The organism is Oceanidesulfovibrio marinus, from assembly GCF_013085545.1.
GTDB classification, from domain to species: Bacteria; Desulfobacterota; Desulfovibrionia; order Desulfovibrionales; family Desulfovibrionaceae; genus Oceanidesulfovibrio; species Oceanidesulfovibrio marinus.
This window is the reverse complement of the sequence record NZ_CP039543.1, coordinates 4,260,428-4,279,170: the sequence shown is the minus strand read 5'-3', so window position 1 is coordinate 4,279,170 and position 18,743 is coordinate 4,260,428. Positions and strand designations below refer to the sequence as shown.

General features: G+C 63.3%; 15 protein-coding genes. 9 read left to right on the top strand and 6 right to left on the bottom strand.

What is annotated here, in order from left to right; all coding sequences use genetic code 11:
* Positions 1-10 precede the first annotated feature (10 nt).
* From E8L03_RS18765 to E8L03_RS18755, 3 genes are all read left to right on the top strand, one after another.
* Positions 11-1,249, top strand: coding sequence for an ABC transporter permease (locus E8L03_RS18765; protein ID WP_171268175.1), 1,239 nt, complete (start codon positions 11-13; stop codon positions 1,247-1,249).
* 21 nt (positions 1,250-1,270) lie between these two features.
* Complete coding sequence (locus E8L03_RS18760) at positions 1,271-1,969, top strand: ABC transporter ATP-binding protein (protein WP_144306565.1); 699 nt, start codon at positions 1,271-1,273, stop codon at positions 1,967-1,969.
* 113 nt (positions 1,970-2,082) lie between these two features.
* A complete protein-coding gene (locus E8L03_RS18755) occupies positions 2,083-3,468 on the top strand; it encodes a hypothetical protein (protein WP_171268174.1) in 1,386 nt (461 codons plus the stop codon).
* Positions 3,469-3,609: 141 nt separating this feature from the next.
* Here E8L03_RS18755 and E8L03_RS18750 read toward each other — a convergent pair whose 3' ends face one another.
* The 6 genes from E8L03_RS18750 to E8L03_RS18725 all read right to left on the bottom strand — a co-directional run bounded on the left by E8L03_RS18750 (position 3,610) and on the right by E8L03_RS18725 (position 10,113).
* Positions 3,610-4,032 (bottom strand): hypothetical protein, encoded by a 423-nt coding sequence (locus tag E8L03_RS18750; RefSeq protein WP_144306567.1) that lies wholly within the window; start codon positions 4,030-4,032, stop codon positions 3,610-3,612.
* 127 nt (positions 4,033-4,159) lie between these two features.
* Complete coding sequence (locus tag E8L03_RS18745) at positions 4,160-4,756, bottom strand: hypothetical protein (protein WP_171268173.1); 597 nt, start codon at positions 4,754-4,756, stop codon at positions 4,160-4,162.
* Between the two features lie 350 nt (positions 4,757-5,106).
* Positions 5,107-6,063 (bottom strand): ABC transporter substrate-binding protein, encoded by a 957-nt coding sequence (locus E8L03_RS18740; RefSeq protein WP_171268172.1) that lies wholly within the window; start codon positions 6,061-6,063, stop codon positions 5,107-5,109.
* An 81-nt stretch (positions 6,064-6,144) separates the two neighbouring features.
* The gene (betB, locus tag E8L03_RS18735; protein WP_171268171.1) at positions 6,145-7,620 is read right to left on the bottom strand and encodes a betaine-aldehyde dehydrogenase; all 1,476 of its coding nucleotides are present in this window, start codon (positions 7,618-7,620) and stop codon (positions 6,145-6,147) included.
* Between the two features lie 6 nt (positions 7,621-7,626).
* Positions 7,627-9,294 carry a choline dehydrogenase gene (betA, locus tag E8L03_RS18730; protein ID WP_171268170.1) on the bottom strand — a complete coding sequence of 556 codons (1,668 nt, stop codon included), beginning with the start codon at positions 9,292-9,294 and terminating at the stop codon, positions 7,627-7,629.
* 39 nt (positions 9,295-9,333) lie between these two features.
* On the bottom strand, positions 9,334-10,113 hold the full coding sequence (locus E8L03_RS18725; RefSeq protein WP_171268169.1) for a FadR/GntR family transcriptional regulator: 780 nt from the start codon (positions 10,111-10,113) through the stop codon (positions 9,334-9,336).
* Positions 10,114-10,540: 427 nt separating this feature from the next.
* Between E8L03_RS18725 and E8L03_RS18720 the strand changes: the two genes are divergently transcribed.
* The 6 genes from E8L03_RS18720 (at position 10,541) to E8L03_RS18695 (ending at position 18,629) form a co-directional block, all read left to right on the top strand.
* Entirely contained in the window at positions 10,541-12,205 is a 1,665-nt protein-coding gene (locus E8L03_RS18720) for a BCCT family transporter (protein WP_235896704.1), read from the top strand.
* Between the two features lie 13 nt (positions 12,206-12,218).
* Positions 12,219-13,151: a glycine betaine ABC transporter substrate-binding protein gene (locus E8L03_RS18715; RefSeq protein ID WP_171268168.1), complete on the top strand. Its 933-nt coding sequence runs from the start codon at positions 12,219-12,221 to the stop codon at positions 13,149-13,151.
* Positions 13,152-13,172: 21 nt separating this feature from the next.
* Positions 13,173-13,847, top strand: coding sequence for a S1 family peptidase (locus tag E8L03_RS18710; RefSeq protein WP_144306574.1), 675 nt, complete (start codon positions 13,173-13,175; stop codon positions 13,845-13,847).
* Between the two features lie 226 nt (positions 13,848-14,073).
* Entirely contained in the window at positions 14,074-16,425 is a 2,352-nt protein-coding gene (locus E8L03_RS18705; RefSeq protein WP_216367916.1) for an amino acid permease, read from the top strand.
* 81 nt (positions 16,426-16,506) lie between these two features.
* Positions 16,507-17,967 (top strand): TrkH family potassium uptake protein, encoded by a 1,461-nt coding sequence (locus E8L03_RS18700; protein ID WP_171268167.1) that lies wholly within the window; start codon positions 16,507-16,509, stop codon positions 17,965-17,967.
* Positions 17,964-18,629, top strand: coding sequence for a potassium channel family protein (locus E8L03_RS18695; protein WP_171268166.1), 666 nt, complete (start codon positions 17,964-17,966; stop codon positions 18,627-18,629). Before E8L03_RS18700 ends, E8L03_RS18695 begins: the two co-directional genes overlap by 4 nt.
* Positions 18,630-18,743 lie beyond the last annotated feature (114 nt).

Here is an 18,743-nt window from a genome sequence, read left to right as displayed (position 1 = left end):
CGAGGACTCTATGTTTTTCCAAATGGCCTGGCGTAACCTCTGGCGCAACCCCAAGCGCACCTTTGTGCTGCTGGCCGCCATCCTGGTCGGCGTCTGGAGCCTCATATTCTTCACCGCGTTCATGATGGGCATGCTGGACAGCATGATGCACAACGCCATCAACACCCTCACCGGCCATATCCAGGTGCATGCGCAAGGGTTCCGGGATGATCCCGTGATCCAGAACGCCATGCCCGATGGCGCGCCGGTGGAAAATGCGCTGCGCGAGACCCTGCCCCAGGGCAGCCACTGGACCATGCGCATCCGCATGGACGGCGTGGTGAACACGGCGCGCGACACGGCCGGCGTGAACATCGTGGGCGTGGACCCGGAGCGCGAGGCCGCTGTCTCATTTTTTGGACCCAAGGCCCTGGCGGAAGGCGCAATGCTCGGCAAGGACGACCCCTATGCCATCGTGGTGGGCCGCGCTCTGGCCAAGGACTTCGACACCGGCGTGGGCAAGAAGATGGTGCTCATGGCCCAGGACACCTCGGGCGAGATCGCCTCCCGCGCCTTCCGGATAAAAGGCATCTACACGGCGGAGCTGGAGGCCACGGAAAAGGGCTACGTCTTTGTCTCCATCCCGGCGGCGCGTGACATGCTCGGCCTGGACAAGCAGATCTCCGAGTTCGCCGTGCTCCTGCCGGACATCAGCCAGAGCGCGCCCGTGGCCCAGAAGATATCCGCGGCACTGAAACAGGACGACCCGGGCACGGCCTACGAGGTGGATACCTGGAAAGAGCTGCTGCCGCTGATCTCCGCCTATCTGGGCAACGTGGATACGTACATGTACCTCTGGTACCTCGTGGTCTTCATCGCCATGGGCTTCGGCATCGTGAACACCATCCTCATGGCCGTGCTGGAGCGCATCCGGGAGTTCGGCCTGCTCAAGGCGCTGGGCATGAAGCCATGGTGGATCGTGCGCCTGGTGCTGGCCGAGGCCGTGCTGCTCCTGGTCATCGGCATGATCGGCGGCAATCTCCTGGGCTTTGCCAGCGTGGCCGCCCTGTCCCACACGGGCATCGATTTTTCGGCTTTTGCCCGCGGCTCCCAGTATTTCGGCATGTCGCGGGTGGTTTACCCCGTCATCACGCTCAACAACGTGGTGGCGGCCAACCTTCTTGTATTCGTCCTGGGCGCGCTGGTCAGCGTGTATCCGGCGGTGAAGGCCGCGCGCTTCACCCCGGTGGAGGCCCTGACCCACACCTGACGCGGGCAGCGGAGAAACGCCATGAGCATTGTTGCATGTCACGAGTTATCCAAGGTCTATACGCAGGGGCAGACCAAGGTGCACGCCCTGGACAAGGTCAGTCTGACCATCGATTCCGGCGGATTCGTGGCCCTGGCCGGGCCTTCCGGCTCGGGCAAAACCACCCTGCTCAACATGATCGGCGGCCTGGACCGGCCCGACACCGGCACCGTGGTCGTGGACGGGCATGAGCTCAACGGCCTGAGCCAGGGCGACCTGGCCGACATGCGGCTCAAGAAGATCGGCTTCATCTTCCAGGCCTACAATCTCATCCCGGTGCTCTCGGCCCAGGAGAACGTGGAGTTCGTCATGCTGCTGCAGGGCGTTGCGGAAAATGAGCGTCGCGACAAGGCCCGCGCCATCCTGGACGACGTGGGACTGGCCAACATGTACAACCGCCGGCCGACCGAACTCTCCGGCGGGCAGCAGCAACGCGTGGCCGTGGCCCGCGCCATCGTCTCCGACCCGGCCATTGTGCTGGCCGACGAGCCCACGGCCAACCTGGACTCCACCACCGGCGAAGGGCTGCTGGAGATGATGCACGACATGAACGAGAACAAGGGCGTCACCTTCATCTTCTCCACCCACGACGACATGGTCATGGAACACGCCAGGCGGCTGGTGCGGCTCAAGGACGGCCGCATCGTGGGTGACGAGGTGCGCGAAAAGGTCGGCGTGTGATCCGGCGCGCCGCCATGCATTGCGCTGCGGTCCTCTGTGCGGCGCTGTTGTTGCCTCTGTTGCTGGCGACTCCGGCGCTGGCCGTCGGGGATAGGGGTGCGGGCAATGCGGCGGTGAATGCGACGGCCGCGACCACGGATAACAGCAACGCCACGTCCTCAAACAGCACGTCCGCCAGCCCATCGCCCCAGGAGTCCAACGCCACCCAGGTCGCTGCCGAAGTCGCATCTCCCGAAAAAAAATCCTGGACCGACGGTTTCGACCTCCAGCTCGGCGGCCACGTCAAGCTCTACGGTTCCATGGGCTACGCCCTGCCGGACTCTATCCTGGGGCAGCAGACGCAATCCGCCCTGCTCGACGGCCAGGCCGAGCTGCGGCTCAAGGCCAACCTCTACTACGAGAACTGGGCCGCCTTCGAGGCCCACTTTGAGAACTTTCTTGTGGGCGGAGACACCCGCCGTATCAGCTCCCAGCTCAGCGGGAGCGGCGGCGGGGCGTCCACAGCCGGCTCGTCCACCCGCGGCCTGGGCCTGGGCACGGCCATCAACGACGACCGCCGGTTCATGGACCTCACCTGGTTCATCGAGGAAAACGACGACCTCTACATCCAGCAGCGCTTCGACCGCCTGAACCTGAGCTTCATGCCGCTGTCCGGGCCCATCCGCATGGTCCGCCTGGGCCGCCAGGCCGTTACCTGGGGCAACGGCTTCCTCTTCAACCCCATGGACCTGCTCAACCCCTTTGCCCCCACCGACGTGATCCGCGACTACAAGCTGGGCGACGACCTCGCCTATGTGCAGGCTGACGCCGGCATCGGCGGTCTGGAGCTGGTGGGCGTGCCGCGGCGCGACCCGGACTCCCACAAGGTGCTCTGGGATGACGCATCCTTAGGCGGGAAGCTGCACGCCACCTGGCAGCATATCGAGTGGGATCTGATGGCCGCCAAGCACTACCAGGACTTCGTGCTCGGCCTTGGTGCTACCGGCTACTGGGGCGACGCGGCTTGGCGCACCAGCGCCACCTGGACCTTCCTGCACGAGGAAAGCCGCGGCCGCTACGGCTATCTCGCCCTGGTGGCGAACATGGACTACTCCTGGGTCTGGTTCGGCAAGAACTGGTACGGCTACGTCGAGGCCTACCTCAACACCCTGGCCGACACCAACTACCCCGCCACCCTGGACGATCCGGTCTACACCGAGCGCATCGCCCGCGGCGAGCTCTTCACCCTCGGCCCGGTCTACGTGGCCACCAACCTCAATGTGGAGCTCCACCCGCTGCTCAACTTCTACGTCACCACCATCGTCAACGCCGCCGACCCCTCGGCCCTGTTCCAGCCGCGCTTTGTCTGGTCCATCACCGACAACATCGACATGCTCCTGGGCGGCAACATCGCAGCCGGCGCCCGCCGCACCGAGTACGGCGGCGTGGTCCCTTCCGGCGCCGACTTCGACCTCCGGCCACCGGACAGCGTCTACTGCTGGCTGAGCTATTATTTTTAGGAGAGAAGAAGGAAAATGGTTTTCGAGGGTTTCACCCTCGAACTCCCACCAGGGAGCACTGCTCCCTGGACCCATAACATGGGGTCCGGGGACCAGTGGTCCCCGGCAGGGGGCGTGAGGGACAGCGTCACCCGCACAGGCCTATTGGGAGGCGCCGTCACCCTCGGTGAGGCATTCATCCACGAGCTTGGTGAACTTTTCGAACTTGCGCGCGGCCACGATTTCCATCTTCATGACGCGCGAGGTGATGCCCACGGTGACTGTGGTCGTCCCGTCCAGGGTGGGGCCCAGCACGACCGAGTAGAAGAAGCCGAAGGAAAGGGTGTCCGGGGCGTCGCTGAACACAAGCTTCCCCTCGTCTTTCCGCTCGATTTCCAGAGCGTAGTCCGCCCACTTGGCTTGGTTGATGAGCCGTTTCAGGAACGCGTCCACATCGGCGATCTGGAACGTGGCTTCGCGCTGCGGCTTCTGGTCCAGGGCCATCTCCGGCTTGGCGCTCTTGGCTTTGCGCCAGAAGACATGCAGGCTGAAAAAGCAGATGAACAGTATGGCGACGTATTCCATGGGGATGCTCTCTTTTTTGCCCCCTCTACCTGAAAACCCGCCGCAACGCGAACACCCATCTGTCCAAGTTCCCGAGGGCCTTGCCCTCGGACACCCACAAGGGAGCACGGCTCCCTTGACCCTTATATTAGGGCTGGTGAAGAGTAGGAGCCCATTCCCGCAACGTCTTGATCCCGGCATGCCTGTGCAACAACAAATAATCTTCAAGCAACTCAACAACTTCACGGACATTCCTTTGCCTCAGGATGCTATCCACCTCTGTTGCCAACTCGCCGATCTCGATATCATCGTCTAAGAAACGGCAATGCTTGCAGAAAACATACTGCCGGAAGTGCTTCTTTTGCACGGAACATCTGCTCAGCAGCTTTTCGAACCACTTGGGCGGAAATAGCACCCGATGTCCGAGGAACCTCAGATGCCGAGGCAACTCATGGTTTCGGACGCGATATACGAAGTCTAGCCGATCATTCCCCAGCAGATCCATCAACGCCTCGTAGGACAGCAGTTTGTCTCGCATTATCAGATCATGCAGGTCCTTGGCGTCCTTCCCATTCTCATGAGCCAACCGTTTCCACACCACTCTCTTGTAGAGTGCAGTGACGACTGTCCAGTCCAGCACGGTCCACACCACCAGGAAGACGATGCCAACAGCGACCAACTCCCCGAGGGTGTATACGAGATACGTCACGAGAATTGAGAAAACGCCCCAGATCGCTTCAGGCATGGCTTTTTAACCTTCTGCACTGCTTTTTTTAACATGCTTTCCTATTTGCCCTTCCTCGTAGCCTAAATCCCTTTATAACACGAATCCGCGTTCCCCTTGTTGCTGAAAAGGGCTCCCGACGGTGCGGGGGACGCTTATACTGCCCCCCACGCCTCCTGCCGGGGACAACTGGTCCCCGGACCCCATTATATGGGTCCAGGGAGCTAAGCTCCCTGGCGGGTGCCCGAGGGCAGAGCCCTCGGCTAAACCTTAGGGCAACACCTCCACAAGAACCAAACGCCGGAGAGCGCTCTGCTCCCCGGCGTTCAGTCCAGGTGATTATATCCCGAAGAAGGGTAGCTTTAGCGGGCTTACATCCCTGAGAGGCATTCTTCGAATGCGGGCAGAGCCGGTTTGCCGTCGGCAGTGGTCACGCCGTCGAGCCAGCCCTTGTAGGTGTCGGGGTTCTTTTTCAGCCAGGCGATGCCGGCATCCTTGGCTTTCAGGTCCTGGTCCTGATGCATGGCGAGCATGATCTGGTTCATCATGGGCACAGGGAACTTCAGGTTCTGCAGGAGCTTTGCAACATTGGGGTGTTCGTCGGCAAAGCCTTTGCGGATGTTGGTGTACACGGTGGCGGTGCCGTCGTTTTCGCCGAAGGTTTCGGCCGTGCTGCCCTTGAGGTACTTCATGTCGATGCGTTCGTTCATGCTGTGGGGGGCCCAGCCGAGGAACACGATCCACTGCTTGTCCTTGGCGTAGGACTGCACCTGCATGAGCATGGCCGGCTCGCTGGAGGGCACAAGCTCGAACTTGCCCAGGCCGTACATATCCTTGTCGATCATAGCCTGGATGATCTGGTTGCCGTCGTTGCCTTCTTCGATGCCGTAGATCTTCCAGTCGAGCTTGTCGCCGAACTTGGCGATATCCTCGAAGCTTTGCAGGCCGGCCTCGTACTCATAGGTGGGCACGGCCAGGGTGTACTTGGCGCCGGGCATGTTGGCCACGTACTGCACCACGCTGCCATCCTTGAAGAACGGGTCGGCCACCGACTTCATGGAGGGCATCCAGTTGCCCAGAAAAATATCGGACTCGTTCAGAGCCATGGCCTTGTAAGCGATGGGCACGGAGACCAGGTTGGACTCGGTCTCGTAGCCCAGGCAGTCCAGGATGGTTTTGGCCAGCTCGGTCTTGATGGTCACGCCGGTCCAGCCGACGTAGACAAAGCGGATTTCCTTTTTCTCGGCCATGGCCGATCCGCAGAAGAAGACCACGGACAGGGTCAGGGCCAGAACAACAGTCAGAATTTTTTTCGCGTAACCAGACATCGCAACTCCTTGGTTCAGGTTCTGGAGTCAGCCGGCCGCACGGCCGGCGCTCCCGAAGTACCCCTGCGTGAGCTCGGGGCGCTAGGCCCCGAACCAGTTCAGGGCCTGTGTCTTGTGGTTCTGGTAGATGTGTTTGACCTCGGTGTACTCCTCCAGGCCGATGCGGCCCAGCTCCCGGCCCATGCCGGACTGCTTGTAGCCGCCCCAGGGGGCCTGCACGAAGTAGACGTTGAAGTCGTTGACCCACACGGTGCCGAAGCGCAGGGCGCGCGAGACGCGCTGGATGCGGTCCGGGTCGCGGGTCCAGAAGCCGGCGGACAAGCCGTAGACGGTGCTGTTGGCGCGCTCTACCGCCTCGTCTTCCGTGCTGAAACGCTCCACGGTGATGACCGGGCCGAAGACCTCTTCCTGCACGATGCGCATGTCGTTGGTGCAGTCGGCAAAGAGGGTGGGCATATAGAAGTACCCGTTCCTGAGCTCCGGATCTTCAGGGAGATTTCCGCCCAGCAGAAGTTTCGCGCCCTCCTGCTGCCCGATCTCGACGTATCCCTTTACCTTGGCCAGGTGCTGGGCCGAGATGAGCGGCCCCATCTGGGTTTTCTCGTCGGTCCACTTGCCCACCACGATCTTTTCCATGCGCGCCTTGAGCGCGGCCACGAACTTGTCGTAGATGGGATCTTCCACCATGACGCGGGCGCCGGCCGAGCAGATCTGCCCGGCGTGGAAGAACACGCCGTTGAGGGCGTAGTCCACGGCCGTGTCAAAGTCGGCGTCGGCAAAGATGATATTGGGGTTCTTGCCGCCCAGCTCCAGCGCGATCTTCTTCACATTGGTGCTGGCCGCCTGGATGATCTTCTTGCCGGTGACGATGCCGCCGGTGAAGGATATCAGGTCCACATCATGGTTTGATGACAGCTCGTCGCCCACGCTAGCGCCGGGGCCGAGCACCAGGTTGACCACGCCCTTGGGGTAGCCGGCCTCCTCGGCCAGCTCCGTGACCTTGATGGTGGTCAGCGGGGTGATCTCGCTGGGCTTCATAACGATGGTGCAGCCAGCGGCCAGGGCCGGGGCCATCTTCCACGAGGCCTGCAGGAGCGGGTAGTTCCACGGCGATATCTGCCCGCACACGCCCACGGGCTCGCGGATGACGGTGCTGGTGGAGTCCGGAATGGGCGAGTCGATGACCTCGCCGCCGTCCTTGTCGGCCAGGCCGGCGAAGTAACGGAAGATGCCGGCGATATCATCCATGTCCCAGCGGGACTCCTCCAGGGTCTTGCCCGTGTCCAGGGTCTCCAACTGCGCCAGCTCCTCCTTGTCGCGGACGATGAGCTCCGAGAGCTTGTAGAGCATGGCTCCGCGCTCGGCCGCCGGGGTCTGGGGCCAGCCGTCATGATCGAATGCGCGCCTAGCCGCGGCAATGGCGGCTTGTGCGTCCTCGCGTCCCCCTTCCGGCACCTCGGCAATGGGCTGGCCGTCGCAGGGATTGATGGACTGCCTGACCGCGCCGGAGCGCGCCTCCACCCACTCGCCGTCGATGTACATTTTCTTGCGGATCATGGCTCGTTACCCTTCGGCCGGAGCGGATTTTCCGGCCTGCTCGTGCTTGTAGAATGCATGGTCCAGGGGCTCCAGCGGCGTGTTGCCCAGAATGATGTCCGCGGACTTCTCGGCGATCATCATCACCGGGGAGTAGATGTTGCCGTTGGTGACGTACGGCATGACCGAGGCGTCCACCACGCGCAGGCCGTCCACGCCGTGGACCTTGAGGTCGGCGTCCACCACGGCCATCTCGTCCGTGCCCATCTTGCAGGTGCAGCTCGGGTGGTAGGCGCTTTCGCCTTCGCGCGCCACGAAGTCCAGAATCTCCTCGTCGGTCTGCACGTTCTCGCCCGGCGCCAGCTCATCGCCGCGGAAACGGTCGAAGGCGGGCTGGGTCATGATCTTCCTGGTGACGCGGATGGCGTCGATCCAGTCCTGACGCTCCTGCTCCGTGGAGAGGTAGTTGAAGAAGATCTCGGGGTACTCCTTGGGATCGCTGGACTTCAGCTTCACGTGGCCGCGCACGTCGGTGTTCATGGGGCCCACGTGAACCTGGTAGCCGTGCCCGCCCTGGGCCACCGAGCCGTCGTAGCGGATGGCGATGGGCAGGAAGTGGTACTGCAGGTTGGGGTACGCCACCTCATCGTTAGAGCGGATGAAGCCGCCGGCCTCGAAGTGGTTGGTGGCCGCGGCGCCGGTCCGGCCGAAGAGCCACTTCAGGCCGATCATGGGCTGGTTCTGCCACTTCAACGCCGGGTACATGCTCACGGGCTCCTTGCAGGCGTACTGCACGTAAAGCTCCAGGTGGTCCTGCAGATTCTCGCCCACGCCGGGCAGGTCGCGCACCACGTCGATGCCGAGCTTGCGCAGCTCCTCGCCGTTGCCGATGCCCGAAAGCTGCAGGAGTTGGGGCGAGTTGATGGCTCCGCCGCAGCAGATGATCTCCTTGCCGAAGGCCTTGCGCACGCGTTTGCCCTTGGCATACTCCACGCCCACGGCGCGGTTGCCGGAGAAGAGGATCTTCAACGCCTGGGAGTGCAGCTTGACCTTCAGGTTGCGCCGCGACTTCACCGGATGGACGTACGCCCGCGCCGCGTTCCAGCGGCGGCTGCGGTAGATGGTGCCGTCGAAGCGGCCGAAGCCCTCCTGGCGGTAGCCGTTCACATCCTTGGTCAGGGGGTAGCCGGCCTCCTGCACCGCGCCGAAGAACGCCTCGAACAACGGGTTCTTGCACTTGGGCGTGGTCAGATAGAGCGGGCCTGCGCCGCCCTGGTACTCGTCCGCGCCGCTCAGATGGTACTCGAACCGCTTGAAGTACGGCAGACAGTGGGCGTAGTCCCAGTTCTCCAGCCCCGGCTCTTTGGCCCACTTCTCGTAGTCCATGGCGTTGCCGCGGATGTAGATCATGCCGTTGATGCAGCTGGAACCGCCCAGAACCTTGCCGCGCGGCTGGTAGATGCGGCGATTGTTCATGTGCGGCTCGGGCTCGGACTCGTACCACCAGTTGTAGTACCTGCCGGCCAGGGGATAGGTCAGCGCGGCGGGCATGTGGATGCGGAAGTCCCAGCGATGGTCCACCCGGCCGGCCTCCAGCACCAGGACCTTGACGTCCGGGTTAGCGCTCAGACGGTTGGCCAGAACGCTGCCTGCCGATCCGCCGCCGACTATAATGTAATCGTAATGCTTGCTCATATCTCCTCCGATTGCTCGTTGGGGACCTGATGGTCGTTTCTACTGATCGGGACTGGTTCCGCGGACCGTCTCGGCCGCGCCTGCGTCCCCTGCCCGGCGTTCCACGCAGCGCCGCAGCAGCACGTAGTGGTTGCTGATGCTGGAGAGCGCGAGCAAGGGCTCGCCGGCGGCGATCTGCCGCGCCGTCTCCACCCAGTTGTCCACGGTCTGCCGTCTGAAATCCGGGTCCTCGTACAGGGCGTAGTCGTGGGAGCTGAAGCCCTGCTGCAACGCGCCCATGACCCACTCGAAAATGGGGTTGTGGCTCATGCGGCCCAGCAGCAGATTGAGCTCGCGGTCCATCTCGCCCAGCATCTCCATGTCCAGGTCGGGCTCTTCCGCAGCGTCCTGAAGCTTGTGCGCGCCATCCAGCAGCTTCTCGCGGTCTCCTTTGGAAGAACGGGCGATGGCCAGCATGGTCACGGTGCGGTCCAGGTTCTCCCGGAACTCGATGAGCTGCTCCGGGGCGATGGGGTGCTGCTTGAGGAACAGGGCCAGGGAGGCGCTCACGTTGGAAACCTCCACCTCTTTGACAAAGGCGCCGCCCTTGGCGCCCTTGCGGATATCCAGCATGCCCTTTTCCTTGAGCGCGCGCAGAGCCTCGCGCACGGCGCCGCGGCTCACCTGGAACTGGTGCTGCATCTCGCGCTCGCTGGGCAGACTCTCGCCGGGCAGAATCTTGCCGGCAAGGATGGCGGCCTCGATCTGCAGGGCCACGTCCTCGCTGCTGCGGCCGCTTTTGGCCGGCATGAAGAGCGCATGGGTATGGATAGTCGCCATATTGGTCGTACCTTTAATTGGTCTTACCTTTTTGTTGGTTCCTGAAGCCGACCACTGCACCCGGACAAAGGGGGCGCACACAGGGAAAACGCACCACCCTGGTCGGCTATATATGGATGTTCAACGTGCTTGACAGACGAGTTGGCATTCTGGGAACAGCACATCCGCCCTTGCCATTGGTCCGACCTTTCTGACAGCTCGAACCGTGTTTGTCAACCGCTGTCCGAAAAAGCCGGCGCCGCAGCCCCGGCCCGTCCTTCGGGCTCCCCAGAGAGCCCCCGGTCGCCCGACAAGGCGCGATTTCCAGCGCTGCGGGCTGACAGGCCAGCATGATTCTGCTATTCTCGTTAGACTCGGCGGCCTCGATTTGTGAACAAAATCGGCAAGAACGAGCCCCTGCCGGGGCAACCCCAGCAAGGAGACGAGCGTGCCAGACGATACCAAACCCAACGAAAACATTCCTGAACCCGCCGAAACCGAGAGCCCCCCAGAGAAGGAGGGCTGGTTCCACCTGGACATCCACCCGCAGGTCTTTTTCATCGCCGCCGGGGTGATCATCTTCTTCGTCGCAGGGACCATCCTCTTCCAGGCATTCGTGGGCGACGCCTTCACCAAGCTCCAGTCGGCCATGTCCCTCTACGCGGGATGGTTCTTCATCATGACCATGAACGTGGTCTTCCTGTTTGTGATGGGCCTGCTTTTTCTGAGCAGATTCGGCGAGATACGCCTGGGCGGGCCGGACGCCCGGCCGGAATTCAGCACCTTTGGCTGGTTCTCCATGCTCTTTTCCGCCGGCATGGGCATCGGCCTGCTTTTCTATGGCGTGGCCGAGCCCATGTTCCACTACGTGGCCAACCCCATCTCCCACGCAGGCGGGCCGGACGCGGCGCGAACGGCCATGGACATCACCTTCCTCCACTGGGGACTGCACCCCTGGGCGGTCTACGCCGTGGTCGGACTTTCCCTGGGCTTCTTCTCTTTCAACAAGGGGCTGCCCCTGTCCATCCGCACGGCCTTCTATCCCATCTTCGGCGAGAAGATTTACGGCTGGCCCGGCAACATCGTGGACATCGTGGCCACAGTGGCGACCCTCTTCGGCGTGGCCACCTCCCTGGGTCTGGGCGTACAACAGGTCAACGCCGGCCTGGACCACCTCCTGGGCATCGGCCAGACGCGGCTCATCCAGGTCATTCTCATCGCCTGCATCACGGCCGTGGCCACCTGGTCCGTGGTCAACGGACTGGACAAGGGCATCCGCCGGCTCTCCGAAATCAACCTGACCCTGGCCGGCCTGCTCGCCCTGTTCGTGCTGCTCGTGGGGCCCACGCTGTTCATACTCAACGCCGTGCTGGAGAACATCGGCTACTATATCCAGAACCTGCCGGCCCTCTCCACCTGGAACGAGACTTACGAGCAGACCCAGTGGCAGCACGGCTGGACTATCTTCTACTGGGCATGGTGGATCGCCTGGTCGCCCTTCGTGGGCATGTTCATCGCCCGCGTCTCCTACGGCCGGACCATCCGGGAGTTCCTGCTGGGTGTGCTGCTCGTGCCCACCCTGGTCACGTTCCTGTGGATCACCATCTTCGGCAACACGGCGCTCTACATCGAGATGTTCGGCGTCGGCGGCATTGCCAAGGCTGTGCAGGAAAACATCCCCACCTCGCTGTTCGTGCTCATGGAAGACTTCCCGCTGAGCTCGCTTACATCCGCGTTGAGTGTGGTCGTGATCATAACCTTCTTCGTCACCTCGTCGGACTCCGGCTCCATGGTCATCGACATCATAACCTCCGGCGGCAATCCGGACCCGCCTGTGCTCTCGCGGTTGTTCTGGGCGCTGCTGGAAGGCTTTGTGGCTGCGGCCCTGCTCCTGGGCGGCGGCCTTGCCGCGCTTCAGACAGCGACCATCACAACGGGCCTGCCTTTTGCCGCCATCCTGCTCGGCATGTGCTATGCCTTGTGGAAGGGCCTTTCCGAGTACTCCGGCCCGCAGGAGACGACCGTGGGCGCAGGCAAGAAGGAACCCTCCGAGTTCCGCGTGACGCGCAAGCCGTCCTTGAAGAAAACCTTCGGCCGTCGCAAGCTGTGGTAACCAAGGAGACGCCATGCGACTACTTATCCCGAAGACGCCGCTCTGTTCCATGGCCCTGGCGCTGTGCCTTCTTCTCGGTGCGCTCATCGCGTTTCCATCGCCATCCGCCGCCGAGACCAAGGACGCCCTGCACATCGCATACGTGAACTGGTCGAGCTCCGTGGCCGCATCCAACCTCGTGCGCGCCGTGCTCCAGGACAGGCTCGGCATCCCCTGCCGCCTTGTGGAGACCACGGCGGATTCCATGTGGCGGATGGTCGCGTCCGGGGAGGCTGACGCCATGCTCTCGGCCTGGCTGCCGGATACCCACGCCGCATACGCCGCAGCCAACCTGGACAGTGTGGACGACCTGGGCCCGAACCTTGAGGGCGCTCGCGTGGGCCTCGTGGTACCGCGCCTCACCGTGGGCCGACCCACCACCGGCACGGGCATCACCAACCGCCCCGTGGTCACGGCCACGTCCATCGAGGATCTCGCCCGGTACGGCGATGAGTTCGGCCGCCGCATCGTGGGCATCGACCCCGAAGCCGGCGTGATGCGCAAGGCCAGACTCGCCATCGAGGAGTACGACCTCCAGGGCTGGCGGCTCATCCGGGGCGACGAGCAGGCCATGATCAAAGAGCTGGAACGAGCGGTGCGCCGCCGGGAATGGATCGTTGTGACAGGCTGGAAGCCGCACTGGATGTTCGCGCGCTGGAAGCTCGACTTCCTCGACGACCCAAAAAATGTTTTCGGCGGTTACGAGAACATCCACACCGTGGCCCGCAAAGGGCTCCAGGAAGACATGCCCGAGGCATACGCCTTTCTGAACCGCTTCCACTGGACGGCCGACGACATGGAGCAGCTCATGCTCTGGAACGAAGAAAGCGGCAGACCATACGCCTACGAGAACGCCCAGCGCTGGATGCGCGCTCATCCGGACAAAGTGGCCTCGTGGCTCGACTGAGAATCAATACCGGGAGAAAATATGCTGCAGGACGTTTATCTCAGATACCGCGGCGGGTGCATGAAGCTCTTCTGCCTTGTGGAGGGGGAGCTGACCTTCATGGGCACCGCCTTTCTCGCACATCAGGAGGGCTACCTCGTCACGGTGGCCCACATCCTCTACAAAACCGAAACTCTCATGGTCACCTCGGCTGACTTCAGCGAAGAGTTCGCCCCCGGCCTGGTCAACACGTTCACCGCCATGCCGGTGTCGGTCGTGGCCATGGACAAGGAGCACGACATCGCCCTGCTGAAGTTCGACGAGCCCATGGAGCTGAGCCTGCCGGACCACGTGATGGGCCGCCCCGACGAGATCCCGGTGGGATCGACGGCAGCCTGCATCGGCTTTCCCTACGGCTTCTACAACGTCTTCAGCCAGGTAATCCAGGCGTGCATCGTCAGCGCCAAGGTCATTTCCCGCAATGAAACGCGCATCCTGCTCTTCGATTCCACGGTGCAGGAAGGCATGCGCGGCAGCCCGCTGGTCAGCGCCTACGATGGCCGGATCATCGGTATCGTAGGCGGCCGGTTCGACCCGGAAGAAGCCGGTCCGGGCAGATTCCGCGAGGAGGTGACGGCAGCGCTCGGCCTGTCCTACGCCATCTCCAGCGAATACGCCGTGGCCTTGCTGGAGAGCCAGGGGGAGGAAGCTATCTAGCACCTAGGCCCAGCTGAAATCGTTGATGTATGAAAAGCGCCCGCGCCGCCGATGGTGGTGCGGGCGTTCTCTTTGAAACAGCCCTGCACCCATACGTCGAATCGACCCGCCGACCCCGCAGTCTCGGGTATTCTCCGTCACGCGCTTTACTCTCAGCCGGATTCTGGTATTATATCATACTGGAATTGTTCTATTCGTTCTTATCAATACCAACGGGGGGGAGTGCATGGCGGACCGCACGGACATGCCCGAGGCAACGGACCAGGAGACCGACGGTACGGTGGAGACTCCGACCAGCGCCGAGCGCGAGGTGCGCGAGGCCGTTGAGGAGACCATTACCCACAAGGGCGCAGCCAAAAAGTTCGGCACGTTCAGCGGCGTGTTCACACCCACGCTGCTCACCATTCTCGGCGTCATCATGTACCTGCGCGAAGGCTGGGTGGTGGGTAACGCCGGCCTTGCCGGCGCGTGGCTCATCATCCTGCTCTCGTTCGCCATCACCTCGTGCACGGCCCTTTCCCTGGCCTCCGTTGTCACCAACATCCGCATCGGCTCCGGCGGCGCCTTCTCTATCATCTCGCAGTCCCTGGGCCTGGAGATGGGCGGCTCCATCGGCATCCCGCTGTACATATCCCAGGCCCTGGCCGTAGCCATGTACATCTTCGGCTTCCGCGCCGGCTGGACCTACATCTTCCCGGACCATCCGGCCATCGTGGTGGATTTCGCGGCCTTCGCCATCCTTTTCGGCATCGGCTATGTGAGCGCCGGCCTGGCCTTCAAGGTGCAGTACGTCATCCTGGCCATCATCATCGGCTCGCTGGTCTCCGTGGGCTGGGCCGCCTACGGCGGCTCCATGAGTGAATCCATCCAGTGGTGGGGCAACTTCCCCGGCAGCCCGGAGACAGGCTTTGCCGGCATCGGCTTCTGGGCGGTCTTCGCCGTGTTCTTCCCGGCCTCCACAGGCATCATGGCCGGAGCCAACATGTCCGGCGAGCTGGCCAACCCGCGCAAGTCCATCCCCCTGGGCACTTTGAGCGCCATCGCCCTCAGCCTGCTGGTCTATCTTGTCCTGGCGTTCTGGCTGGCCTCCAGCGCCACGGTGGACGAGCTCACCGGCAACTACACGGTAATGGTGGACAAGGCCGCGTGGGGCCCTGCCGTGCTGGGTGGTCTGTTGGGCGCGACCTTCTCCTCGGCCCTCTCCTCCATCGTGGGCGCGCCGCGCATCCTGCAGGCCCTGGCGGAGCACAACATCCTGCCCGGCAGCTCCTGGTTCGCCAAAAAGAGCGCAACCGGCGAGCCACGCAACGCCATGATCGCCACGGGCGCGCTGGTGCTCGCGGCGCTTCTTCTGCGCAACCTCAACGCCATCGCCCCGCTCATCACCATGTTCTTCCTGGTCACCTACGCCATGATCAACGTGGTGGTGCTGCTGGAGCAGAGCCTCAAGCTGGTCAGCTTCCGGCCGCTCCTGCGCATTCCGCGGGCGGTCTCCCTGGCGGGCGCCTTCGGCTGCGTGTTCGCCATGTTCATCGTCAATCCCACTTTCAGCCTCGTGGCTGTGGCCGTGGTGCTGGCCCTGCACACATATCTCATGCGCAAGCATCTCAAGGCGCCCTTCGGCGACGTGCGTAGCGGCCTGCTCGCCGCCATGGCCGAGTGGGCGGCCAAGAAGATGGAGTCCGTCACCGGCCCCAGGCAGAAGACATGGAAGGCGAACATGCTGGTGCCGGTGGAGAACTCGGCCCAGGCGGCCAAGGTCTATGGCCTGCTGCGCAACATCGCCTATCCCAAGGGATTCGTGCGGCTGCTGGGCCTCACCGGCCAGCGCAATTACGAGGAGCTGACGGAGCATCTGCCCGCCCTTGCCGACAGGCTGCAGGACGATTCGGTATTCGCCACCTGGACCGTGGTGCGCGCGGCGACATTCAGCGAGAACGTGGCCGCCGGGCTGGAGGCGTTGGGCGGGGCGTTCTTCCGCTCCAACATGATCTTCCTGCGACTCAGCGACAACACGCAGCGCGACGCCGAGTTCGAGCGACTGGTGGGCGACGCGCAGACGTACCGGCTGGGCGCGCTCATCTACTTGGGGGCCGCGCCGGAGACCGGAGAACGTCCGGACGACGCGGAGGAGCCCACCGAAGACGCGCTGCGGACCACTGCCAGCCGCGAAGGCGGCGTGCATCTGGTGATCGACACACCGGAGGACGGCTGGCGCATCGGCACGGACCTGGGCCACGCCGACCTGGCAACGCTCCTGGCGTACAAGCTCAAGACCAACTGGAAGACCCGGCTGACCATCACCGCGCGCATCCAGAACGCCGACGAGCGCAAGGACGCGCTGGACTACCTGCGCGCCGCCGTGGAGCTGGCGCGCATCCCGAACGCCATGCTGCGGCTGGCGGAAAGCGAAGAAGAGCTGGACTACAGCGTGGCGGCAGGCGAGGAGCCTCCGGCAATCACGATCTTCAGCATGGTTGCGCCGGCCGAGTTCGACACCCTGCGCACGCGGGGGAAACGGGTCCGCACGCCGTGCCTTTTCGCCATGGACTCCGACCGCGAAAATGCGCTGGTCTGATGCCATGACCGCATCTCCTGAATCCGTTACCCGGCCCGCCCTGCGCCTCTTCCGCAGGCGGAACGCACCCACACAATAGCCATGAGCACGGACGCGCCACTCACATACGCCATCCGGCCGCTGCTTCTCGTGAAGTCTTTCGGCGCCATGAGCCCCATCCTGGTGGCTTTGACCCTGGTGCCCATGGCCGTCTCCTTCGTGTTCTACGAGTACGCCATCGCCAGGAGCTACGGCTTCATCATCCTTTTTCTTCTTGCCCTGTTCCTGGTTACGCGGCGCATCCGCATTTCCCTTGCCAGCATGCAGACCAACGAGGTCTTCGCCCTGGTCGCCTTGCTGTTCCTGCTGGTCCCCCTGCTGATGACCTACCCCATGATGCAGGCCGACATTCCCTTTGTGGACGCGTATTTCGAGGCGTTGTCCGGCGCCACCACCACGGGACTGAGCACCCTGCCGAGCGTGGACGGCATGCCCAGGCCGTTCCTCTTTGCCCGCGCCTGGATGCAGTGGTACGGCGGCCTCGGCATCGTGGTCTTCTCCCTGGCTCTGGTGTTCCGGCCTGGCGGCATCGCCAAGCGCCTTTCCGCAACCGAGGACATCGGCGAGGACCTCTGGGGTGGCACCAAGGCCTACGCCCGCCGCGTGCTCGTGGCCTACCTCGTGCTCACGGCCGCGGGCATAGCGGCCATGGCGATTTCCGGGGCATCCTTTTTCAACAGCGTGGTCTACACCCTGGCGGCCGTCTCCACCGGCGGATTCGCGCCGTACGATGCAAGCCTGGCCGCCATCGGCGTGCTGCCGCAATACATCACCACCATTGTCTGTTTCTTGGGGGCCACGCCGCTGGTGCTGTACGCGCCGCCCTACCGAAAAACGCGCGGCGCCAGGATGATGCGGCTGGAAAGCGTCACCCTGGCCGGATTGGGCATCGCTTTCGTGGTGCTGTTCATGCTCTGCCTGCGGTACCTGGAGGGTGTGGGCTGGACAGACGCGCTGGAGCACGCGCCGGTCATGGCGCTTTCGGCCCAGTCCACGGCCGGGTTCGCCGATATGGACCTGGCCCCTCTGCACGCCGTGACCAAGGCGGTGCTGCTGCCGGCCATGCTCACGGGCGGCTGCATCGGCTCCACGGCAGGCGGCTTCAAGATTCTGCGGCTACTGCTCTTCTTCGGTCTGCTGCGCACGTTCCTCGCACGGGTGAACATGCCCCGCCACGCCGTGCGGCCGCCTCAGCTTCTCGGCATGGAGATGGACGAAGACGTCATCCGCAACGCCCTGCTGCTCACCATGCTCTACATCTTCACGGTCCTCATCTCCTGGATGGCCTTCCTTGCGTACGGCTACGCTCCACTCGACTCGCTCTTCGACGTGGTTTCCGCCGTGGGCACGGTGGGCCTCTCCACCGGGGTCACCGCCGCCTCCCTGCCCGCGCCGCTCAAGCTGGTCCTCTGTCTGGACATGCTCATGGGCCGCGTGGAGATCTTCGCCATCCTGGTCCTGCTCAACCCCACGTCCTGGTTCGCAAGGAGAGCCAACTCATGAGAATCGTCTTTATCGGCGCAAGCGACACCACGATCCGCACGGCCGAGCTGCTCATCGACAAGCAATACGAGGTCGTCATCATTGAAAAGAAAAAGGAGCGCATCGACCAGCTCATCGAAACCATGGACTGCAGCTTTCTTCACGGCGACGGCAGCAGCCCCGCTGTGCTCAAGGAAACCAACCCCGAAGAGGCGGATGTGCTGCTCTGCCTTTCGGACAGCGATCAGGACAACCTCATCGCCGGCCTGGTGGGCCGGTCCATGGGCTTCACGCGCGTCATCGTGAGCATCATCGACCCGGACTTCGAGCCCATCTGCCGGGAGCTGGGGCTCACGGACACCATCATCCCCACGCGGACCATCAGCCGTTTTCTCGCGGACATGGTCATCGGCGTGGACGTGCTGGAGCTGCGGACCGTCATCAAGGGCGCGGCGCGCATCTTCTCATTCACCGCCGGAAAGGACGACGCCGGCAACGTGGAGGACCTGGACCTGCCGTCGGAAGCGAAGGTCATCTGTCTCTATCGCGGCGCGGACTTCATCCTAGCCGACGAGTCCACGGAAATCCGCAACAAGGACGAAGTGGTCTTGCTGACGCACAGCAAGAACATGGACGCCCTGTACGAGCGCTGGACGCGAACCACCGGCGCGCACTGGACCTGAGCCCCGGAAAAGCAAAGGCCCGGTGCATCCGTCGCGTTACCGGGCCTTGATCAATATTAGGGATGGCTCCCCCAAGTGTTGTCCTGCCGATCGGCGGGTCGTGCCGACCAGAGC

Coding starts and splice junctions, on each gene's coding strand:
- E8L03_RS18710 (WP_144306574.1), top strand. CDS start 13,173: ATGCTGCAGGACGTTTATCTCAGATACCGCGGCGGGTGCATGAAGCTC.
- E8L03_RS18705 (WP_216367916.1), top strand. CDS start 14,074: ATGGCGGACCGCACGGACATGCCCGAGGCAACGGACCAGGAGACCGAC.
- betB (WP_171268171.1), bottom strand. CDS start 7,620: ATGATCCGCAAGAAAATGTACATCGACGGCGAGTGGGTGGAGGCGCGC.
- E8L03_RS18715 (WP_171268168.1), top strand. CDS start 12,219: ATGCGACTACTTATCCCGAAGACGCCGCTCTGTTCCATGGCCCTGGCG.
- E8L03_RS18745 (WP_171268173.1), bottom strand. CDS start 4,756: ATGCCTGAAGCGATCTGGGGCGTTTTCTCAATTCTCGTGACGTATCTC.
- E8L03_RS18750 (WP_144306567.1), bottom strand. CDS start 4,032: ATGGAATACGTCGCCATACTGTTCATCTGCTTTTTCAGCCTGCATGTC.
- E8L03_RS18760 (WP_144306565.1), top strand. CDS start 1,271: ATGAGCATTGTTGCATGTCACGAGTTATCCAAGGTCTATACGCAGGGG.
- E8L03_RS18725 (WP_171268169.1), bottom strand. CDS start 10,113: ATGGCGACTATCCATACCCATGCGCTCTTCATGCCGGCCAAAAGCGGC.
- E8L03_RS18740 (WP_171268172.1), bottom strand. CDS start 6,063: ATGTCTGGTTACGCGAAAAAAATTCTGACTGTTGTTCTGGCCCTGACC.
- E8L03_RS18765 (WP_171268175.1), top strand. CDS start 11: ATGTTTTTCCAAATGGCCTGGCGTAACCTCTGGCGCAACCCCAAGCGC.
- betA (WP_171268170.1), bottom strand. CDS start 9,294: ATGAGCAAGCATTACGATTACATTATAGTCGGCGGCGGATCGGCAGGC.
- E8L03_RS18700 (WP_171268167.1), top strand. CDS start 16,507: ATGAGCACGGACGCGCCACTCACATACGCCATCCGGCCGCTGCTTCTC.
- E8L03_RS18695 (WP_171268166.1), top strand. CDS start 17,964: ATGAGAATCGTCTTTATCGGCGCAAGCGACACCACGATCCGCACGGCC.